The organism is Pirellulales bacterium (genome assembly GCA_019636345.1).
Lineage (GTDB): Bacteria > Planctomycetota > Planctomycetia > Pirellulales > Lacipirellulaceae.
This window is the reverse complement of the sequence record JAHBXQ010000009.1, coordinates 1-19,639: the sequence shown is the minus strand read 5'-3', so window position 1 is coordinate 19,639 and position 19,639 is coordinate 1. Positions and strand designations below refer to the sequence as shown.

The 19,639-nt window shown below is 65.2% G+C and carries 19 protein-coding genes; 16 read left to right on the top strand and 3 right to left on the bottom strand.

Features of this window, described 5'->3' with window-relative positions:
• The 16 genes from KF688_17460 (at position 1) to KF688_17385 (ending at position 14,434) form a co-directional block, all read left to right on the top strand.
• Positions 1-2,127: an AGE family epimerase/isomerase gene (locus KF688_17460; protein MBX3427471.1), complete on the top strand. Its 2,127-nt coding sequence runs from the start codon at positions 1-3 to the stop codon at positions 2,125-2,127.
• A 136-nt stretch (positions 2,128-2,263) separates the two neighbouring features.
• Positions 2,264-3,124 carry a DJ-1/PfpI family protein gene (locus KF688_17455; GenBank protein ID MBX3427470.1) on the top strand — a complete coding sequence of 287 codons (861 nt, stop codon included), beginning with the start codon at positions 2,264-2,266 and terminating at the stop codon, positions 3,122-3,124.
• 101 nt (positions 3,125-3,225) lie between these two features.
• Entirely contained in the window at positions 3,226-4,974 is a 1,749-nt protein-coding gene (locus tag KF688_17450) for a thiamine pyrophosphate-binding protein (GenBank protein ID MBX3427469.1), read from the top strand.
• A gap of 43 nt (positions 4,975-5,017) precedes the next feature.
• Positions 5,018-5,710: an antibiotic biosynthesis monooxygenase gene (locus KF688_17445; protein ID MBX3427468.1), complete on the top strand. Its 693-nt coding sequence runs from the start codon at positions 5,018-5,020 to the stop codon at positions 5,708-5,710.
• A 58-nt stretch (positions 5,711-5,768) separates the two neighbouring features.
• Positions 5,769-7,004 (top strand): iron-containing alcohol dehydrogenase, encoded by a 1,236-nt coding sequence (locus KF688_17440; GenBank protein MBX3427467.1) that lies wholly within the window; start codon positions 5,769-5,771, stop codon positions 7,002-7,004.
• Positions 7,005-7,247: 243 nt separating this feature from the next.
• Complete coding sequence (locus KF688_17435) at positions 7,248-7,718, top strand: VOC family protein (protein MBX3427466.1); 471 nt, start codon at positions 7,248-7,250, stop codon at positions 7,716-7,718.
• Between the two features lie 73 nt (positions 7,719-7,791).
• Positions 7,792-8,400 (top strand): DJ-1/PfpI family protein, encoded by a 609-nt coding sequence (locus KF688_17430; protein ID MBX3427465.1) that lies wholly within the window; start codon positions 7,792-7,794, stop codon positions 8,398-8,400.
• A 78-nt stretch (positions 8,401-8,478) separates the two neighbouring features.
• Positions 8,479-8,793, top strand: a complete 315-nt coding sequence (locus KF688_17425) for a Dabb family protein (GenBank protein MBX3427464.1) — start codon at positions 8,479-8,481, stop codon at positions 8,791-8,793.
• Between the two features lie 107 nt (positions 8,794-8,900).
• Positions 8,901-9,623: a sulfite exporter TauE/SafE family protein gene (locus KF688_17420; protein ID MBX3427463.1), complete on the top strand. Its 723-nt coding sequence runs from the start codon at positions 8,901-8,903 to the stop codon at positions 9,621-9,623.
• A 152-nt stretch (positions 9,624-9,775) separates the two neighbouring features.
• Entirely contained in the window at positions 9,776-10,099 is a 324-nt protein-coding gene (locus KF688_17415) for a helix-turn-helix transcriptional regulator (GenBank protein ID MBX3427462.1), read from the top strand.
• A 79-nt stretch (positions 10,100-10,178) separates the two neighbouring features.
• Positions 10,179-11,606 (top strand): permease, encoded by a 1,428-nt coding sequence (locus KF688_17410; GenBank protein MBX3427461.1) that lies wholly within the window; start codon positions 10,179-10,181, stop codon positions 11,604-11,606.
• Entirely contained in the window at positions 11,603-11,839 is a 237-nt protein-coding gene (locus KF688_17405; protein MBX3427460.1) for a TM0996/MTH895 family glutaredoxin-like protein, read from the top strand. Before KF688_17410 ends, KF688_17405 begins: the two co-directional genes overlap by 4 nt.
• 123 nt (positions 11,840-11,962) lie before the next feature.
• Positions 11,963-12,742, top strand: a complete 780-nt coding sequence (locus tag KF688_17400; protein ID MBX3427459.1) for an NAD(P)-binding domain-containing protein — start codon at positions 11,963-11,965, stop codon at positions 12,740-12,742.
• Between the two features lie 47 nt (positions 12,743-12,789).
• Positions 12,790-13,263, top strand: coding sequence for a hypothetical protein (locus KF688_17395; GenBank protein MBX3427458.1), 474 nt, complete (start codon positions 12,790-12,792; stop codon positions 13,261-13,263).
• A gap of 35 nt (positions 13,264-13,298) precedes the next feature.
• Positions 13,299-13,757: a hypothetical protein gene (locus KF688_17390; GenBank protein MBX3427457.1), complete on the top strand. Its 459-nt coding sequence runs from the start codon at positions 13,299-13,301 to the stop codon at positions 13,755-13,757.
• Complete coding sequence (locus tag KF688_17385; protein ID MBX3427456.1) at positions 13,754-14,434, top strand: sulfite exporter TauE/SafE family protein; 681 nt, start codon at positions 13,754-13,756, stop codon at positions 14,432-14,434. The genes KF688_17390 and KF688_17385 overlap by 4 nt, the downstream gene beginning before the upstream one ends.
• Positions 14,435-14,510: 76 nt before the next feature.
• On the opposite strand, the gene KF688_17380 is transcribed toward KF688_17385, so the two are convergent.
• From KF688_17380 to KF688_17370, 3 genes are all read right to left on the bottom strand, one after another.
• A complete protein-coding gene (locus tag KF688_17380; protein ID MBX3427455.1) occupies positions 14,511-16,490 on the bottom strand; it encodes a hypothetical protein in 1,980 nt (659 codons plus the stop codon).
• A gap of 41 nt (positions 16,491-16,531) precedes the next feature.
• Positions 16,532-18,559 carry a glycoside hydrolase family 3 C-terminal domain-containing protein gene (locus KF688_17375; protein ID MBX3427454.1) on the bottom strand — a complete coding sequence of 676 codons (2,028 nt, stop codon included), beginning with the start codon at positions 18,557-18,559 and terminating at the stop codon, positions 16,532-16,534.
• Positions 18,559-19,639, bottom strand: a 1,081-nt coding sequence (locus tag KF688_17370; protein ID MBX3427453.1) for a DUF1559 domain-containing protein, incomplete at its 5' end; no start/stop codon positions are given. The genes KF688_17375 and KF688_17370, both read right to left, overlap by 1 nt.

Here is a 19,639-nt window from a genome sequence, read left to right as displayed (position 1 = left end):
ATGAATGAGCTGAACTTCACCTTTTCGGACCTCGTGGCCGGCTACGTCGTATCGGCCGACCGGGACCAGAACCAGTTCGTCCTGAAGACTTCGGACGACCGCGAGTTCACGGTGCGAATGACGCCGACCGTGTTCGCCGAGTTGGTGCGGAACCTGAACGAAGCCTATCAGGACGCGACCGGGCAGGCGTGGGACATGCTCGTCCCCGGGCGGTACCTGTACGTGTACGGCGTGTTTTACCCCGAGCAGCAGACGACGTTCGAGGCCAAGCACATCGTGTTCCTCGGCCGGACCGAGAACGAATATCGATTCGAGTCGCAGGACTGGTGGGTCAAGCAGATCAAGCAGTTGGCCGACTTCTATCTCGACGCGGAGTTCCCCGGAGACGAGGTCGATTACCGCAACTACCGGACGAACCTCTCGAGCACCGGCGACAAGCAGAAGTCGGGCCGGCAGGAGACCGACACGATCTCGCGGTTGGTGTACGGGTTCGCCTCGGCGTACATGCTGACCGGCGACGACCGGTACCTGGAAGCGGCCGAGAAGGGAACCGAGTATCTCCGCGAGCATATGCGGTTCAGCGACAAGTCCGAAGGGACCTGTTACTGGTACCACGCCATCGACGTAAAAGCGGACGGGACGGAGCAGAAGGTGTTCGCCAGCGAGTTCGGCGACGATTACCAGGCGATCCCCTGCTATGAGCAAATCTACGCTCTGGCCGGTCCGACGCAGACGTATCGCATCACGGGCGACAACGCGATTCTGGAGGACGCCAAAGCGACGATCCGGTTGTTCAACAGGCACTTCAAGGACGCGTCGCCGAAGGGGGGATACTACTCGCACATCGACCCGATCACGCTCAGCCCGCACGCCGAGTCGTTGGGGAAGAATCGGTCGAAGAAGAACTGGAACTCGGTGGGAGATCATGCCCCGGCGTACCTGATCAACCTGTTCCTGGCGACCGGAAATCCCGAGTACGCCGACTTCCTGGAGACGACGTTCGACACGATTTCGGCCCATTTCCCCGACTACCAAGCAAGCCCGTTCGTGCAGGAGCGGTTCTTCGACGACTGGTCGAAGGACCAGTCGTGGGGTTGGCAGCAGAACCGTGCGGTCGTGGGTCACAACCTGAAGATCGCTTGGAACCTGACCCGCATGAACAGCCTGCGGGGCAAGGACGAATACGTGAACCTCGCCAAACAGATCGCCGAGGTCATGCCCGCCGCGGGAAGCGACCGGCAGCGGGGCGGCTGGTACGACGTCGTCGAGCGCGTGCTGGAACCGGGGCAGAACTTCCATCGGTTCGTCTGGCACGACCGCAAAGCGTGGTGGCAACAGGAACAGGCGATCCTCGCCTACTTGATTCTCACGGGGGCGCTTAAGGACGAGAAGTACCGCAAGCACGCTCGCGAGGCGGCCTCGTTCTACAACGCATGGTTCCTCGACACCGAGTGCGGCGGCGTGTACTTCAACGTGCTGGCCAACGGCCAACCGTACGCCCTGGGGACCGAGCGCGGCAAGGGTTCGCACTCGATGGCCGGCTATCACTCGTTCGAGCTGTGCTATCTGGCCGCGGCGTACACGAACCTGCTAATCACCAAGGAGCCGCTGGAGCTGTACTTCAAGCCGAAGCAAGGGGGCTTCCCGGACAACGTGCTGCGAGTCGCTCCGGACCTGTTGCCGGCGGGGAGCGTGCGGATCGGCAGCGTGTGGATCAACGGACAGGAGCACCGCGACTTCGACGCGGAGGCGTTGACCGTGAAGCTGCCCGCCGACGCGGCCGAGATGAAGGTCCGGGTGCGGCTCGAGCCGGCCGAAGTTGCGTTGGACGCGGACCTGTTGGAAGTCGACGGCGGCGTGGCCAAGATCGCGCTGGCCGGCGAATTTGAGCCCCGCGTGACGCGGATCGTCGAGGAGCAAGTCGACGCGGCGCTGGCCCAGCACGCCACGAGCTTCGTCTTCGTCGCCAACGATCTGAAGACCATCTCGAGCGAAGCGATTCGTTACCTCGTGTTCACCAAGCAACGTCTGGGATCGGACGTGCAGATGTCGCTGGTCGGAACGAACGACGCCGTTCGCCAAGCGATCGAGGCGAGCGAGTTCAACGAAGAGATCGCATTGGCCTAACGACATGACCGCAGGGGGGAACTGGGCGTCGGCGCACGTCGCCGACGCCGGTCCCCGTGCGGCGCCCGCCGTTGCCGGGCCGGCATCGGCCGAGACCATCCCTCGCCGCGGGGCGAACACAGGAGCACGACCCGACATGAGAATCCTGTTTGTCATCTCCGAATGGGGCTATTGGGGCGAAGAAGTCGTCGGCCCGCTTGAGGCCTGCGACCTGGCCGGCTACCAAGTCGACTTCCTGACCCCCACGGGAAGGAAGCCGACGCCGCTGCGCGTGAGCATGGACCCCAAGTACGTCGATCCGCCGCTGGGTCGCTCGGTCACCAGTCCCGAGATGGCCGAAAAGACTCGCGCGCTCGTCGCGTCGGGGCGGTTGGACAATCCGCGGAGCTTGGCCGAGTGGTTTCCGCAGCGAGCGTATCCCAGTTCGCCGACGTACTTGCGGGACATGGAAGCGTACTACGAGCAGATCGACCGCATCGTCGACAAGGAGCTCGCCAAGTACGACGCCTTGGTAATCGCCGGCGGCAGCGGAGCGATGGTCGACCTGGCGAACAACTCGCGACTGCACCAGGTGATCCTGGGATTCGTCAAGCTCGACAAGCCGGTCGCCGTGGAGTGCTACGGGGTGGCGTGCCTGGCGTTCGCTCGCGATCTGCGGGAGAAGCGAAGCATCATCGCGGGGAAGCGCGTCACGGGGCATCCCATCGACTACGACTACCTCGACGGCACCGGGTTCGAGGGTCCGCACGCCATCGACGGCGGCAATCTCGGGTTCGGCGAAGGGTTCGTCAACTTCGGCCCGCCGTTCTATCCGCTGGAGTACGTCATGCGCGACGCCGTGGGGCCCGAAGGGCAATTCATCGGCAACGTCGGGCACAAGACCTCCGTGGTCGTCGATTACCCGTTCATCACCAGCCGGTCGACCGCCTCGAGCGTCGAGTGCGGACGGATGCTGGTCGAGGTGCTGGAAAAAGGCCTGCGGCGACACGGGTGGTGAGCTGACGCAAGGGGCGTTTGCCTCCGAAGTCCGGGCGGCGTGGCCGTCCGGCTAGCGAGGACAAGCGATTAGAAACCAATTCACGCTGGAAAGTTGCGGACATGACTCTTTGCGATACGACGCCGACGACGACGATCGCCGCGAGCGCGAAGACCGGGCACGAAGCGGTCGTCGAGCAGTTGCTCGCCGACGGGTTCGATCACATGTTCGGCAATCCCGGGACGGTCGAGGAAGGGTTCCTTGATGCGCTGCGGCTGTATCCGCAGATGAAGTACGTGCTGACGCTGCAGGAGTCGGTCGCCGTACTGGCGGCGGACGGCTACGCCCGAGCGACCGGCAAGCCGGCGCTCGTGCAGATTCACAGCACGCCGGGGTTGGGCAACGCGATCGGGGCGCTCTATCAGGCGTATCGGGGCCACTCGCCGCTGGTGGTCATCGGCGGGGACGCGGGGATTCGCTACCAGGGGCTCGACGCCCAGATGGCCGGCGACCTTGTGGCGATGGCCCGACCGGTGACGAAGTACGCGACGATGGTGCAGCATCCTTCGTCGTTGTTGCGGACGCTGCGGCGAGCGATCAAGATCGCCGCCACAGCGCCGCAGGGGCCGGTCTACGTCTGCCTGCCGCTCGACGTGCTCGATGCGCCGACGACCGAGGTCGTCCGGCCGACGAGCATTCCCTCGACCCGCGTGGCGCCCGAGCCGGCGCTTGTGGACGAGGCGGCTCGCGCGCTTGTCGCGTCAGCCACGCCGATGATTTACGTCGGCAACGGGGTCGCTGCGTCGGAGGCGCAAGGGGAACTCGCGCGGGTGGCGGAACTGCTCGGCGCCGAGGCGTGGGACGTCGACGGCGGGGACGTGAATCTGCGGTACGATCATCCGTTGTACCAGGGCGCCACGGGGCACATGTTCGGCGCCCATAGCAAGCCTATCCTGTCGCGCGGCGACGCGAACCTGATCGTCGGCACGTATCTGCTGCCGGAAGTCTTCCCCGAGACGGGGGACGTCCTTGCCCCGGCGGCGACGACGATTCACTTTGATCTGAACGCGTACGAAATCGCCAAGAACCATCCGGCCGATCTCGCGGCGGTTTGCGATCCCAAGCTCGCCCTGGCGGCGTTGGCCGAGCGGATCGAGCAAATCATCACGCCCGCGCAGATGAAGTCGGCGCACGAACGCACGCAGTTGCTGGCGAAGCGAAAGGCGGAGGCCGAGCAAACGGCTCGCGATCAGGACGAAGCCCGCGTGCTGAGCGGCGGCCCCCTGACGTTCGCCCCGGTGGCGCAGGCCTTGGCGGCAGCGTTGCCAGACGACGCGATCGTGTTCGACGAGGCGCTGACGAATTCGCCGCCGCTGACGCGGTATCTGCCGCCGCGACTTGCGCGGCATTATTTCTGCACGCGGGGGGGGTCGCTGGGGGTGGGGATCCCCGGGGCCATCGGCGCCAAGGCGGCCCATCCCGACAAGACCGTCGTCGCCGTCACGGGGGACGGGGGTTCGATGTACACGATCCAAGCGTTGTGGACCGCGGCCCGCCACGGATACGACGTCAAAGCGATCATCTGCAACAACCGTTCGTATCGGCTGCTGCAGCTCAACATGACGGCGTTCTGGGAGGAACGCGGCATCGCCGCGCGGCAGCAACCCTTGCCGTTCGATCTGTCGAATCCGCCGTTACAGTTCGCAGCGATGGCCGCATCGTACGGCGTCGCCTCGGCGCGCGTGAGCCTCGTCGAAGAGATTGAACCGTCGATCCGGCGGATGCTGGATCACCCCGGCCCGTTCCTGCTCGAGGTCGAGTTGGAGGGAGACGTCGACCCCGAACTCGTGGGCGTGAAGTGCGGCCAGTAGCCCCCGCCGTTGCCCCGTTTCGCGTGACTGAGGACTCGAGACTATGCCCAGTTTTCTGTTCCATCTGCAAGTGAAACCCGAGTGCCAGGGGCAAGCCCTGGCAACTCTGGCCGCAATTCAGCGCGCCGCCCGTCTGGACGAGGGATGCCTGTCGTTCACGTGGTTTCGGCACAAGTCGGATCCTAATCGGTTCACGATGCACGAGCGGTGGACCTCGGAGGCGGCGCTGACCGCTCACAAGGCGAAAGGGGTCGACGTGTGGCAGGCGTTCGTCCCCTGCTTGGCCGCGGATCCGGTGGCCGAGGAGCTCGAGCAGGTCGGCGAGGTCCTGTGCGCGGGACTGACCGACGCGATGGTCCGGCGCTTCGCCCAGGAGTGGTTCGACAAACTGAGCAATCGGGCGCCGGTCGAGCAACTGCTGGCGCTGGCGGCCGACAACGGGCTCGATATTCGCTTTCCTGACGCGCGGCTGCGGAATCATGCCGAGTTCGCCGCTTGGTACGCGTCAGTCGGCGAGCGGTTCGACGAGCAGGAGCACGTGCTCGAATCGCTGGCGACCCAGCCGAGCGAGGCGGGGATGCTGGTCTTCGTCACAGTCGTCTGGAAAGCCCGGCAGAAGTCCGACGGCCAACGGCTGGCCATGCGAGCGAATCAAACGTGGACCCTCGGCCGGGCCGGAGCCGACAACCTGCCGGTCGTACTGTCGTACAACGTGAACTCGCTGGAGAACGCGTAGGCGAGGCGCCGCTTCGTCGCCGCTGTCGCTGCAGTTCGCCTTGCCTGGAGAATCTGTCATGGACAATTTCGAATATGAAAAGCCGGGCCGGATGTTCTTCGGTCGCGGGCAGCTTGCCGCGCTCGCCGAGCAAATCGCCAAGTTCAGCCCGTCGAAGCGAATCCTGTTGACTTACGGCGAGAGGCACCTGAAGGCGAGCGGCGTCTACGACCAGATCGTCGGACTGCTGCGTGCCGCGGGGATTGGGTTCGAGGAACTGCCGGGAGTCCACTCGAACCCGCGGGTGAACTTGGTGCGCGACGGCATTGCGCTGTGTCGCGAGCAGGAACTCGATTTCGTGCTGGGCGTCGGCGGAGGGAGCACGTCCGACACGGCCAAAGCAGTCGCCGCGGGGGTGAAGCTCAAGGGCCCCATTTGGGGCGCCTACGAGGACTTTCACACGCGCATCCCGGAGAGCGAAAAGCGGTGCGTCGTCCGCGACGCCTTGCCCTTCGGCGTCGTGATGACCAAGGCGGGCACGGGATCCGACTTCGACTGCACCAGCGTGATGAGCAACTGGGACACGCATGAGAAGCTGATGGTGATCGCCCCGGCGCTGTTTCCGAAGTTCACCGTGTGCGATCCGGAATTGACGTTCACGTTGCCGGCCGACCAGACCGCCTACGGCACGGCGGACATGATGACGCACGTCTTCGAGCAATACTTCTCGCACACATCCGACTCGCCGGCGCAGGACCGGATCAAGGAAGGGTTGCTGAAGACGATGATCGAGTGCGGCCCGATCGCGATCGCGGAGCCGACGAACTATGCCGCCCGGGCCAATCTGCTGTACTGCGCCAGTTGGGCGTGCAGCCAGCTCGCCCAGGTCGGGGTGGTCAACGACTGGGCGTCGCACTTGATCGAGCACGAACTGTCGGCCGCCACCGACGTGAACCACGGCCTGGGGATGGCGATCGTGTACCCCGGGTGGATGCGGCACGTCATCGAGGCCGGCCCCGAGAAGTTCGCCCAGTACGGCGAGCGGGTGTGGGGAATCTGCCGCGCGGGCCGCAACGATCTGGAGGTCGGGCACGAAGCCATCGACCGCACGCAGGAGTTCTGGTCCTCGATGGGAATCGCCGCAACGCTCGCCGAGGCGGGGGTGGAGGCCGACGTCCTCCCCCGCGCCGCCCGGCAAGCCGTGCGGTTCGGACCAATCGGCGCCTATCGCCCGCTGAACGAGGCGAACGTGCTGGAGATTCTTCACTCGGTCGCCGGCGCCCCGGTCGAGGCGGGCGAACTCGCCGCGGTGTAACGAACGCTGCGGTTGCTGCGGGGGCCGGCGGCGCCTGAGGAACCGCATTCGGCGCAAAGCGACGCAAGACGACGAAACAGGTACGACGGGTCAAGAGAACAAGCGAAGTTGCCCGGGACGCCAAAATCCGACGCGAGTCGGAAGGCGAGTCGTCCAGCCCCGCTGGTCGCGAATTTCGCGGCACCGACGCATGCACGAATCACACGCCTTGCCGACGCCCCGCGTCCTTGGCTGGAAATCACGATGGGAGTCATTTCCATGCGACTGATGCTGTTTTCGCACCTCGGGCTCTGCTGCCGCGATCCGCAGCAGACCGAGGAGTTTTACACGAAGCATTTCGGGTTCCACCGCGCCCGCGTCGTCGGCAACGGAGCGGACGAGGTCGTGTTTTTGAAAATGGAATACTGCCCGACGATGCTCGAGCTGTTTCAAGCCCAGGGAGAGTCGCCCGCTCCGCCGGCGACTGGCGCCGGGCCCGAGTACCCAGGGGTGCGGCACCTGGCGTTCCAAGTCGACGACGTGGACGCGCTGCTTGCGGAGATCGGCGACGACGCCGTCGTGACGCAGCCGCCGTTGGACTTCGGCGACTTCATACCCGGATGGCGAACCGCCTGGATCGCCGACCCCGACGGGCGGATCGTCGAAGTCAGCCAAGGATACTTCGACGACCCGGCCGGAGCCCAAGTCCTGTCGGCCGAGGCGACCGGGGTTTAGGCGCCAAGGACGGTGCGAGCATCGGCTCGCCGCCCCCCAGCAAACGACATCCCATCCATCAGAGGATCGTTTCGTGAAACTCAAAGGCAAGAAGATCGGCGTGCTGTTGGAAAGCGATTTCTATGAGCACGAAATCTGGTACTACCACTATCGGTTTCCCGAAGAGGGCGCCGAACTCCATTTCCTGTCGCGGATGTGGGGACAGAAGTCGATCGAGTTCAAGGGGCACGAGTACCACGCCCCATTCGAGTGCCACGAGTCGTTCGAGGGGATGAGCGACGAGGAACTGCGGAGCTACGACGCGATCATCGTCCCGTCGGGCATGGTCTCCGACCGGTTGCGGTACACCGACGACGTGCGGGTGCTGCCCCCCGCGACCGAGTTCCTACACCGGGCGTTCGCCGAGGAGTCGGTTCTCAAGGGGATCATCTGCCACGGGCTGTGGCTGGTCGCCTCGGCGCCGGAGTTGGTCCGCGGCCGCAAGCTCACCTGCCACAACAATCTGTACGGCGACGCAGTGAATATGGGCGCCGTCTACACGAACGAGGACGTCGTCGTCGACGGCGACCTCGTGACGGGACGCACAGGAGCCCACGCCCACCTGTTTGCAGCGAAGATTGTCGAACTTCTGGCCAATCAACCGGTCGCGACGGAAGCGAAGGCGCACTTGGCGCTCGCATGACGCGGCATCAGCGGCCCGCCGAGCAAATGGCCCGTTCGCCTGTTGATCGCACATCGTTCCCACAAGGAGACCTGATCCATGATCAAGCACATCGCGCTATTCAATCTCAAAGACGAAGCGGCCGGCCGGACCAAGGAAGACAACCGTCGGCAGATTCTCAGCAATCTGGAGCGTCTGCGGCGCGAGATCCCGGTGAACAAGCGGGTCGAGGCGGGCCAGCAGATCGCCTCGCAACCGGCCCCCTGGGCGGTCGACATGGCCGTGCTCGCCGAGTTCGACACGATCGAAGACTACAACGCCTACATCGAGCACCCTGTCCACAAGGAAGCAGCGGCATTCGCCGCGTCCGTGTCGAACCATGTCGAGGGGATCACGTACGAGAGTTCGGTGTAGCGAATCGGCGGGCGGCGCGCAGTCCGACACGCGATCATGTCGTCAGGCGCAAATGCTGGTATCATCGAGCGGTATCCCGACCTCCGTCCTCGTGATCCCGGCCGCTCATGGGCGAATTTGCGTTAGTGCTTGGCATCTTCCTGGCCGCGATGTTGTATTCGTCGGTCGGGCACGGAGGAGCGTCGGGATACCTGGCGGCGATGGCGCTCGCGGGGGTCGCGCCCGAGTCGATGCGGCCGGCGGCGCTCGCGCTGAACATCCTCGTCGCGTCGATCGCCACGGTCCGCTTCTGCCGGCGGGGGCGGTTCTCGTGGTCCCTGTTCTGGCCGTTCGCGGCGGCGTCGATCCCGATGGCCTATCTCGGGGGACGGCTCACTGTTCCCGGCGGGGCGTACAAGGTTGCGGTCGGAGTCGTGTTGCTGATGGCGGCGGCACGACTGGCCTGGAACCCGAGCGGCGAACGGACGAGATCGCTGCCGCTGTGGCTGGGGCTCCTCTGCGGCGCCGGGATCGGGCTCTTGTCGGGGCTGACCGGCGTGGGCGGGGGAATCTTCTTGAGCCCGCTGCTGGTGATCGCCGGCTGGGCCGATCCGAAGCACGCCTCGGGCGTGTCAGCGGCGTTCATCGTGGTGAATTCCGTGGCGGGGCTGCTGGGGCTGTTCGCCCATGCCGTGGCGTTCCCCGCGGCGCTCCCGTACTGGGCCGCGGCGGCGGCAATCGGAGGCGTAATCGGGTCGGAATTGGGGTCCAAGCGATTGGCGAACCCCGCGCTGCGTCGCGTGCTGGCGGTCGTCCTGCTGGTCGCGGGCTTGAAGATGGCGCTGGCGTGAACGCGCAGGGCGGCCCCCGCCCTGCACCGGCAGGCAGCGGCGCCCTGCCAAGCCCGATCGCTCCTCCCGTCTGCGGAGCAATCGGCGGCGCTCTTGCCGCCGCCCCAGTATTTGGCTAAACTTGCAAATAACCAATCGCCGATGAGAATTCTATGAACCGAGCGGAAAAAGCCAAATACGAGACGCGGGCCAAGGTCCTCAAGGCGCTGGCCCATCCGGCCCGGTTGAAGCTGATCGATGTGCTCGCCGAGCACGATCAGGTGTGCGTTTGCGACCTCACCTCGGTGATCGGAACCGACATGTCGACCGTGTCGCGGCACCTCTCTCAACTCAAGAACGCCGGGATCGTCGACAGCGAAAAGCGGGGGCAAATGGTCTTTTACCGGTTGCGGGTCAAGTGCCTGAAGAGCTTGTTCGGCTGCATCGAGTCGGTCGTCAAGTGCCACGTCGACGACCAACTCAAGGTGCTTTCATAAGTCAGGGGGCAGCTCCCCCCTTTTTTTGGCAAGATATTTGCATGTTCATGCAAATACACAACTTTAGGGATCGTCCCCGATGAATCGAGAATGGAAGATCTTTGCATCCTTCGTCGCGATCTTTCTGGTCGCCTACTTCCTCCCCCTGGCGACCCCTCGCTTCGCCGCGGACGCCGATCCGGCCGCGGCGAAGACGACCGGGGCGATCGTCGAAGCCTTTGTGCTGCTGCAGTGGTACGTCCGCAACCACACGTTGGCGTGCGTCGTGCCGGCCTTGTTCATTGCGGGGGCGATCACGACCTTTCTGTCGAAGGAATCCGTCCTCAAGCACTTGGGCCCCAAGGCGAACAAGGTCGAGGCGTACGCCGTCGCGTCGGTTTCGGGGACGGTGCTGGCGGTCTGCTCGTGCAGCGTGCTGCCGATGTTCGCAGGGATTTATCGCGTGGGGGCGGGTCTGGGCCCGGCGGCCGCGTTTCTGTACGCGGGGCCCGCAATCAACGTCCTGGCGATCTTCCTCACGGCCCGCGTGCTGGGGATCGAACTAGGGGTCGCCCGAGTCGTCGGCACGCTGGCGTTCGGGGTGGCGATCGGCGTGCTGATGGCCCTGTTGTTTCGCCGTAGCGAAGAGCGGCGCTCGCAGGCGACGCTCGCCCTGCCCGACCCGCCGTCCGCGCGTCGACCGTTGTGGCAGAACGCCGTGATGCTCGCGTCGATGCTGGCGTTCTTGGTGTTCAGCGACTGGTTCAACCCCGGCGACAAGCACGTCGAATTGACCGACGGCACGCGGTTCGAGGCGACTCTGCAATACGAAACCGAAGGCGCCTACGACGTGCGGCTGAAGCACGCCGCATTGGGGCATGAGACGGCCGAGGTCGTCCGACTGGCCAAGACCGAGATCGCAACGATCGCCGACGTCGACACCTGGGTCGTGCGGATTCACCATGTGCGATGGTATCTGGCCGGGGCGATGGGCGTCGCCGTCGTGCTCATGTCGCTGTCGTGGCTGAACAAACAGGACTTCGCCGAGTGGATGGGGAACACTTGGGAGTTTTCGAAGCTGCTCATTCCCCTGCTGTTTGGCGGGGTGTTCGTCGTCGGGTTCCTGGGGGCGCTCGTTCCCGAGAAGCAGGTCGCGGCGCTCGTGGGCGACAACAGCTTGGCGAGCAATGTGACCGCCTCGGTCGTGGGCAGCCTGATGTATTTTGCGACCTTGACCGAAGTGCCGATCCTGGAAGCGCTCATGCGCAACGGCATGGCGAGCGGTCCGGCGTTGGCGCTGCTGTTGGCCGGTCCGGCGCTGTCGCTGCCGAGCATCCTGGTCATTCGGTCGGTTGTGGGCAACACGAAGACCGCGGCGTTTGTCGCCCTCGTGGTCGTCATGTCGTCGATCGCCGGCATGGGATACGGGGCCTTGTATCCCGACAATCCGCTCATTCACGGGCCGTCGACCGGCGTGGCGACCGCCGCGGCCGCCCCCAATCCCCACACGCAAGGACTTTCAAGATGATCAAGATTCAAGTTCTCGGAACCGGCTGTAAGAAATGCGTCGCGCTGAAGGAGAACACGGAAACTGCCCTCAAGGAACTCGGGCTCTCGGCCGAGGTCGAGAAGATCGAGGACATCAACAAAATCGTCGAATTCGGCGTCATGACGACGCCGGCCTTGGTCGTCGACGGGCAGGTCAAGCTGGTCGGCAGGGTCGCGACTCCGCAGGAGATCGTCGCACTGCTGCCGCGCTAGGCGTTCGTTGAGAAGGGGACCGGTTCGCGGACCAATGCCGGCGCACCCATGCCAAGAGCAATCCGCGAGCGTGCCTGTCCCCTTTTCGACAGGGGCGCCGTCATCGCACGGGGGGATCGAATCATGTTCGAGAAGACCATTGGATTTGTCGGAGCAGGACGAATCGCCCGCATCCTGTTGGGGGGGTGGGAACGGGCCGGGCTGGAGTTTCCCGCGGTCGTCGCCGCCGACGTCGACGGAGCGGCACTTCAGCGTCTGCCGCGATGCGGGGGGCGGCTGCAAACCCTGCAGGGCGACAATTCCGTCGCCGCTCAGCAGGATGTCGTGTTCGTCGCGGTCCACCCGCCGGCCATGGCCAAAGCGCTCCCGGCGCTTGCCGGATCGCTGCGACAAAACGCTGTCGTCGTGTCGTTGGCGCCGAAAGTCAAGCTGACGAAGCTCGCCGAACTGGCCGGGGGGTTCAACCGCTTCGCGCGGGCGATTCCGAACGCCCCGTCGCTCGTCGGCCAGGGGTTCAATCCGCTGGCGTTCGGCGACGAGTTGTCGGCGGCGGACCGAGGACTCCTCCGGCGTCTGTTCGAACCGCTTGGCGCCGCGCCGGAAGTCGAGGAACGCACGCTGGAGATCTACGCGGTGATTACGGCGATGGGTCCGACGTACCTGTGGCCGCAGTTGGCTGAGCTTGTCGAGCAGGCGAAGTCGTTCGGACTTGCTCCGGCGGACGCGCTGCACGCGGTCGGTCGGATGGCCGCCGGGGCGTCGGCAACGCTCGCGGAGTCGGGGCTGACGCCGAGCGAGGTCGGCGACCTTGTGCCGGTTCGCCCGTTGGCCGAGTGCGAGGCGGCGTTCCTCGACGCGTATCGCACCCGACTGCCGGCGATGATGGCGAACCTGCGATCGTGAACGACCGCGGCCTGGAAGCGAATGCCTGGAACTGAAGGAACTGACTGATGAATGCCAAAGTGATCTTGCGTACGGCGCTGCTGGCGTTTGTCGTCGCAGCGGTCGCCGTGACGATTCGCCGCGAGTACGCCGCGAGCGACGGCGCCGACGCGGCCAGCGACGACGCGGCCGCGACGTTGCCGGACGAGGGGTTGGTGGTCGCATACTTTCACGGCAACGTCCGCTGCCCGACCTGCCAGACGATTGAAAGATACGCCCGGGAAGCGGTCGACTCGCATCTGGCCGCGGAGCTGGCCGGCGGGCAGGTCGCATGGCGCATCCTGAACTACGAGACGGCAAGCAACGCCCGATTCGCATCCGAGTACGAAATCGTCGCCCCGACGGTGGTGCTCGTGCAGCGGCACGAGGGGCGGGACGGCCAGTGGAGAAACCTCGGCCGAGTGTGGGAACTGGTGGGCGACAAGCCGGCCTTCATCGAGTACGTCGCCGCGGAGGCCAAAGAATTCCTCGCGGCCAAGTGAACGATCATCGCAATCCACGATCAAGGAGCGGAACCATGTGGACCAGCATTGTCGCGGCAATCGCGCTGTTGCAAGCGGCGGCGACGGCGGCGGAATCCCCGGGCGACACGGCGACGGTCGCGAAGGCGCCCGAGCACCAGGTGATCGCCGTCTACTTTCATCGCACGCAGCGGTGCCCGACCTGCAAACGGATCGGGGCGCTCGCGGAGGAGGCGGTTCTGAAGGGCTTTCCCAAGGAAGTCAAGTCGCGCGTCGTCGTGTTCCAGTTCGTCGACTTCCAAGACAAAAAGAACGCGGCGCTCGTCAAGTCGTACAAGGTCGACGGCCCGGTGTTAGTCACGGCCAACGTGTTCGACGGCAAAGTCGTCCGCTGGGAACCGTTGCCGAAGGTTTGGCAGCTGGTCGGCAAGCCCGAAGAGTTGGCCGCCCACGTCCGCGGCAGCGTCGCCGCCTATCTCAAGCAAACCAAGGAAGAAGCGGAGTCGAAGGAATGACCGAATTCACGTTGGCCGCGGCGTCGGCCCTGTGGCTGGGGATCCTGACGTCGATTAGCCCGTGCCCCCTGGCGACAAACATCGCGGCGATCAGCTACATCGGGCGGCGCGTCAACGACAAGCGTTACGTGCTGCTGGCGGGATTGTTGTACACGCTAGGGAGAACGGCGGCGTATTTGGCATTGGCGTTCGTGCTGGTGAAAACCGCGTTGTCGGCGCCGCAGGCGTCGCTGTTCTTGCAGAAGTACATGAACTTGCTGCTGGGCCCCGCGCTGATCTTATTGGGGATGTTTCTCGTCGGACTGATCGAGATCAATCTGGGGAGCGGCGGGGGCGTCTCCGAGAAACTCAAGAAGCGCGTCGACGCCCTGGGCATTTTCGGCGCGTTGCTGTTGGGAGTCGCGTTCGCGCTGGCCTTCTGCCCGACTTCGGCGGCGTTGTTCTTCGGCAACGTCATGGCCTCGCTCAAGGCCGGTTCAAGCGTGACGCTGCCGCTGTTGTACGGCATCGGGACGGCGCTGCCGGTGATCGTCTTCGCGGCGCTCATCGCGGCGGGTTCGCAGAAACTGGGGGCGGCGTTCAACGCCGCGGGTCACATCGAATTCTGGGCTCGCACCGTCACCGGTTGGGCTGTCCTGGCAGTCGGCGCCTGGATCACCGCGCGGACCATGCTCTGAGCGGCGGCGGCCGCAAGGGGACGGCGGGATCGCGCGGACAAGCGGAGCGGTCGAAATTCACGGACACCCTCGGTGCTCAGCGCGAGGCGCGCGTCCGCGCGGCAGCCGAGAGGGCTGCGACCGTTGCGAGCAGCCACGTCGCCGGTTCAGGAATCGGTTGCCCTTGGGCGCTCGCTTGGACGACGATTCCGAACTGCTGGAGCCACGCCGCGAGGTCGGCGGCGTCGACTTGGAAGTCGCCGGTCGCGTCCCCTTGCGACAACATCGCCCCCTGCGCGCCGAAGCCCCGCTGCCAAATCAGAAAGTCGCCGCCGTCGACAAGTTCGTCGCCGTTGAAGTCGGCGTCGGCGCTCGGCGGGGCGAGGACCAACGTCATGACCGACAACCGCGGGACCGTTACCGTGAACTGATCGGCGAGATCGGTCAGCGTCGTTTCGACCGGCGCGGTCGAAGCGTTCACCTGCGTCAACCCGTACAAGAACTGTTGAGCCGCGCCGCCGTGCCGGCCCTCGCCCAGGTTGACCGTGACGTTGGCGGCGCCGTTGGTCGCGGTGCTCGAGTTGACCAGCAGGATCCCGTACGAGCCGTCGGCTTGCCGGCTGGCATGGACGCTGAGGTTGGCGACGGTGGAAGCGGCGGCGACGATCTCGTCTCCCGGCTTGGCGAACTTGTCGACAAGCGAAACGGCGTGGAACACCGGCAAGCGATCTTGGGCGTCGTTCAAAAAGGTCGAGGAATGCAACTCCAACCACTGGACGCTCGACACCCCCAGCCCCAGCCAAGTCGCGTAAGCGTTTGCCGCGAACACGGGATTCAGCCCGGGGCTGTTTGGCGTGTACCCGGGGTTGGTCTCGAACTCCGTTACGAAGATCTCGACTTCCGCACCCCCGTCGGCGCGCGATGCGGCGATCGAGCTTCGCAGTTGCGAGATCATCGGCGGCAAGTCATTGCGCACCTTGGCAAGCATCGCCGAATCGTTTTGCGCCCAGGGATACCAGTGAATCGCGGCGAAATCGATCGACTCTCCCGCGACGGCCAGGACGTCGCTGTTCCAGGTCGGCCCCCAACTGTTGTCGTCGGGAGGGGTGTTCAGCACGGCCCCGATCTTGATCGTCGGGTCGACCGCCTTCATCAGCGTTGCGAAGTTCACGACGTCATGCCCGTACGCCGTCGGCGACAGATCGGGGTGGCCGTTGCGGTGGCTGTTGTTGCCGGAGTAGGGAACGTCGTAGTTGACTGAGTACCCCGTGCCGCCGCCGTAGTAACCCGTGCCGAAAGTTTCGTTGCCGATCTCCCAGTACTCGATGCCGTAGGACTCCGTGCGGTTGATCGCCAGGAACGAGTTGAGCGGATCGAACGTCCCGGCGGCGGTGGCCCAGGCCTGGTACTGCTGCGGCGTCGAGGCCCGCAGTCGGGCCCAATGTCCGGCCGTGCGCCAGTCGTTTCCTTGCTGGTCGATTCCCAAGACGACGTCGTCGGGGGTGCCGTAGATCGCGGGGTCGGCGTTGACGTAGGCGAACCAGGCGGCGGCTTCCTGCGGTTGGCCGCCGAAATCGGGGACGGCCATCTGCCCGTTGACCAGCTTGAGGGCCGAGCCGTTGTTCACAGTGATCGTCGCTCGTCCGCCGGGGGTGGCGTCGACTAGATTGAGGAAGTTCGGAAGATGGGAGCTCCACGACATCCAGCCGAAGTTGCCCGCCTCGCCCCACCAGGGCGACAGGCCGCCGCCGGTAATCCCGTTAAGCCACGAAGCCCGAGCGATCGACCAGTGAAACACGTCCGCGTACCCGCCCCCAGGGTAGCGCAGCGTCTGCACCCCCGCTTCGCCGAGCCGCCCCGGCAGCAGCGCATGATCTATCGTGTTGCTGTAGACCGACGTATGGATCCCCAGAAACCCCTCCGGCATAATCGCCCGCGTGGTGAGCGGGTCGATCGTCGCCTGGACGTTCACCTGGGCCCGCACCGAACATGTCGCGCACGCAAACCACGCGCAGCCGGCAAGGACGAGAACCAGCAGCCGCGAATCGAGTCGACGACGGGGCGCAATGGCAAACATGGCAAGCCAAATCAAAGATCAAGCGGCGCGACGACGCAACGTCATTGCGGCAGCAAGACGCCGACCGGTTCCACCACCGCGCGCGACTCGGGCGAAGCGGTCGCTGCGTGGCTGGAGGAGCCGTAGCGCAGGCCGTGGCCGACGGGAAAGAGGGGATCGTAGGGCTCGACGCCCACATTGAGCGGATGCTGTTCGCTCGACTGGGGCCACGAGAAGGACAGCTGTCCGCTGGGCGAGGAGTCGCCGAACAGCACGTCGACCACGCCCGCTCCCTCGGTGCCGGGCAGCCAAGCGGCGACGACCGCGTCGCAAGAGGCGAGCGCCGGGCCCAACTCCAACGGGCGCCCCGAGAGGACGACCAGGACGACCGGCGCCCCGGTATTCCGGGCGTTGGCGACCGCCGTCAGATCCTCGGCGGCGAGCGAGAGGTCGGCCGTGTCGCCGTTCCCCTCGGCGTAGGGCGGCTCGCCGACGACGACCAGCGCGACGTCGGGCTTCGGCCGGCCGGCGGCGAGGGAACCGTCGGGGGAATGGACGACCGTCAGCCCCGAACCCGCCGCGTGACGCACGGCCGCCAGGATCGTCGTGCCGCCGGTGGTGACCTCGCCGAGTTTGCCCTGCCAATCGATCGTCCACCCGCCGCACTGCATCCCGAGATCGTCGGCGCCTCGGCCGGCGACCAGAATCGACCCGGATCGCACCAGCGGCAGCAGGTCTCCCTCGTTCTTGAGCAGTACGAGCGACTTCTGGACCGCCTCGCGAGCCAACGCGCGATGCGCGGGTCCGCCGAACGTGGATTCGATCAGCGAACGATCGGCGGTCGTGACGGCGTCGTCCCCGAGCAACCCCATCGCCGCCTTCACGCGCAGGATGCGTCGGACCGCGTCGTCGATCCGCGCAACGGGAAGCTCGCCCTCGTCGACGAGCGAGACGAGCGTGTCGATGAACTGGCGATAATTGTTCGGCTCCATCGCCATGTCGACGCCGGCGAGGACGGCCTTGCGAACCGCCGCGCGGAAGTCGTCGTCAAGCTGCTTGATCGCGTTGTAGTCGGTGATCACCAGCCCCTGAAAGCCCAGCTCGCCCTTGAGGACGTCCGTCAGCAGGTACTCGTTGGCGGTGCACTTCAGGCCGTTCCAGCTGCTGTAGGAGACCATGATCGATCCGACCCCGGCGGCGATCGCGTCGCGGTACGGCGCCAGATGGACGTTGCGCAGCTCGGCTTCGTCGATGGCTGCATCCCCTTGGTCGAGGGCGATCGTACGGATGAAATCTTCGCCTGCCGGCGGCGCCGTCGGGGCGGTTCCGCCGTCGGCGACGAAGTGCTTGGCGCAAGCCAGCACCGCCGTCGGATCGTCGAGCCGGGCGCCCTGCAGACCGCGAATCAGGGCCGCGCCGAGCGGGCCGACCACGTCCGGCGTTTCGGAGTAACCTTCGTACGTGCGACCCCAGCGATCGTCGCGCGGCACGGTCACGCACGGCGCAAACGCCCAATTGACGCCGGTGGCGCGGATCTCCAGGGCGGTCGCTCGGCCAATTCGCTCGACGAGATCCTCGTCGCGCGAGCAACCCAAGCCAATATTGTGCGGAAAGATCACCGCTCCCAGCACGTTGCTATGGCCGTGCATGGCGTCGACCCCGAACAGCAGCGGGATCTTGAGCCGTGAGGCCTGCGACTGACGCTGGCAGGCGTCGTAGGCGTCGGCCCAGGCGCGAACGCTGTTGCCCGCCTGCGGATCGGAACCGCCGCCGCAGAGGACCGACCCCAGCGACAAATCGGCGATCGCGCTCAAATCGCCCAGCGAGGTCAGCTCGGCCTGGGTCATCTGGCCGACCTTCTCGGCCAGCGTCATCCGAGCGAGCAGCTTCTCGACGACGTCGTCGTAGACGGTGAGATCGAGCGGCGAGTCCGCGGCCGCGGCAGGACGCACTTTCGCTGCGGGCGTTGCGATCTTCTCGCCCCAGACCGACTGCGCACCCAACATCGCCACGGCGGCCATGATCGCCGCGAACGACAGCGCCCCGAAGAACAACGGGCCAATGAGCCGAAACTTCGCCAACCCGTCCATCAATTGATCCCTTCCAGGGTTGTCGTCTCGTGCGCACCTGCCTCGCCGCCCTTGGTGCCAATGCTGTTCAGCACCTCGATCGGAACGTCGTAACTGATCGAGCGGACTGACCCGTCGGCAAACACGCTGTTGAAGCCCGCCGCATGGGCCGAACCGAACATGTACGTCTGGTTGTACAACCTGCTTCTGTCTGCAGTATTGTCCGCCGCACAAAGCGTTCTCCAGACCGCGTCGCTGAGGGGCTGGGCCATCGTGGATCGCATCGTGTCGGGGTCCCAGCCGTCGAGCCAGCCGCGGTCGTCGGACGGATCGTTTCCGCGTCCATCGTAGTGCTGTTGATAGACGTACTTCTCGCCGATCATCATCGTGTTGGACGTGCCGTCGGAAATTTGGGCGATTCTGGTAGGATTCGGCACGCCCGTGACAAATGCCCCAGGCGCCGGATTGGGGCCGCAGGTGGCAGGATCAACGTTGCTGCGTCTCCATGGCGAACGGACAATCACGCCGTCAAAAACGCCGTTGTCCTGGGCCACGGCGTATCCTGTGCTGTTGGGGCTCCAAAAGGAAAACTCCACACGCACGCATGTCTGGAAATCCCGGGTGGCGATATACATGGCCGTTGAATTGCTCGCCCCCAACGTCGCGGGCTGGGCGCCGGCATAGTCCATGAGATAGCTCGCCCCCCAATGGGTGTCGTGGAGCGTGGGACCGCGTCGCGACGGACAGTTGTAGAGCGGAACGTAGGTGCTTTGCACGATATCGGTATTGCCAATGTCGCGCAGCGCCCCTTGCTCCAAATAGGGCAAGATCTGATAAGCCCAACTCATACCCTGCTTCTTGCCCGTCCACGCCTTGCCGTTTTCGGCATAGCACTCAATACGATCTCCATAGCTCGCCCCGCCCGTCGGAAACTCTTTGGTGGCGCTCTCGTAATTGAGGATCGAGAGCCCGATGTTCTTGAGATTGTTCTTGCAGTGGGTTCGCCGCGCCGCTTCCCGCGCACTTTGGATCGCCGGGAGCAGCAATGCGACGAGCACCCCGATAATCGCAATCACTACCAGCAACTCAATCAGGGTAAAT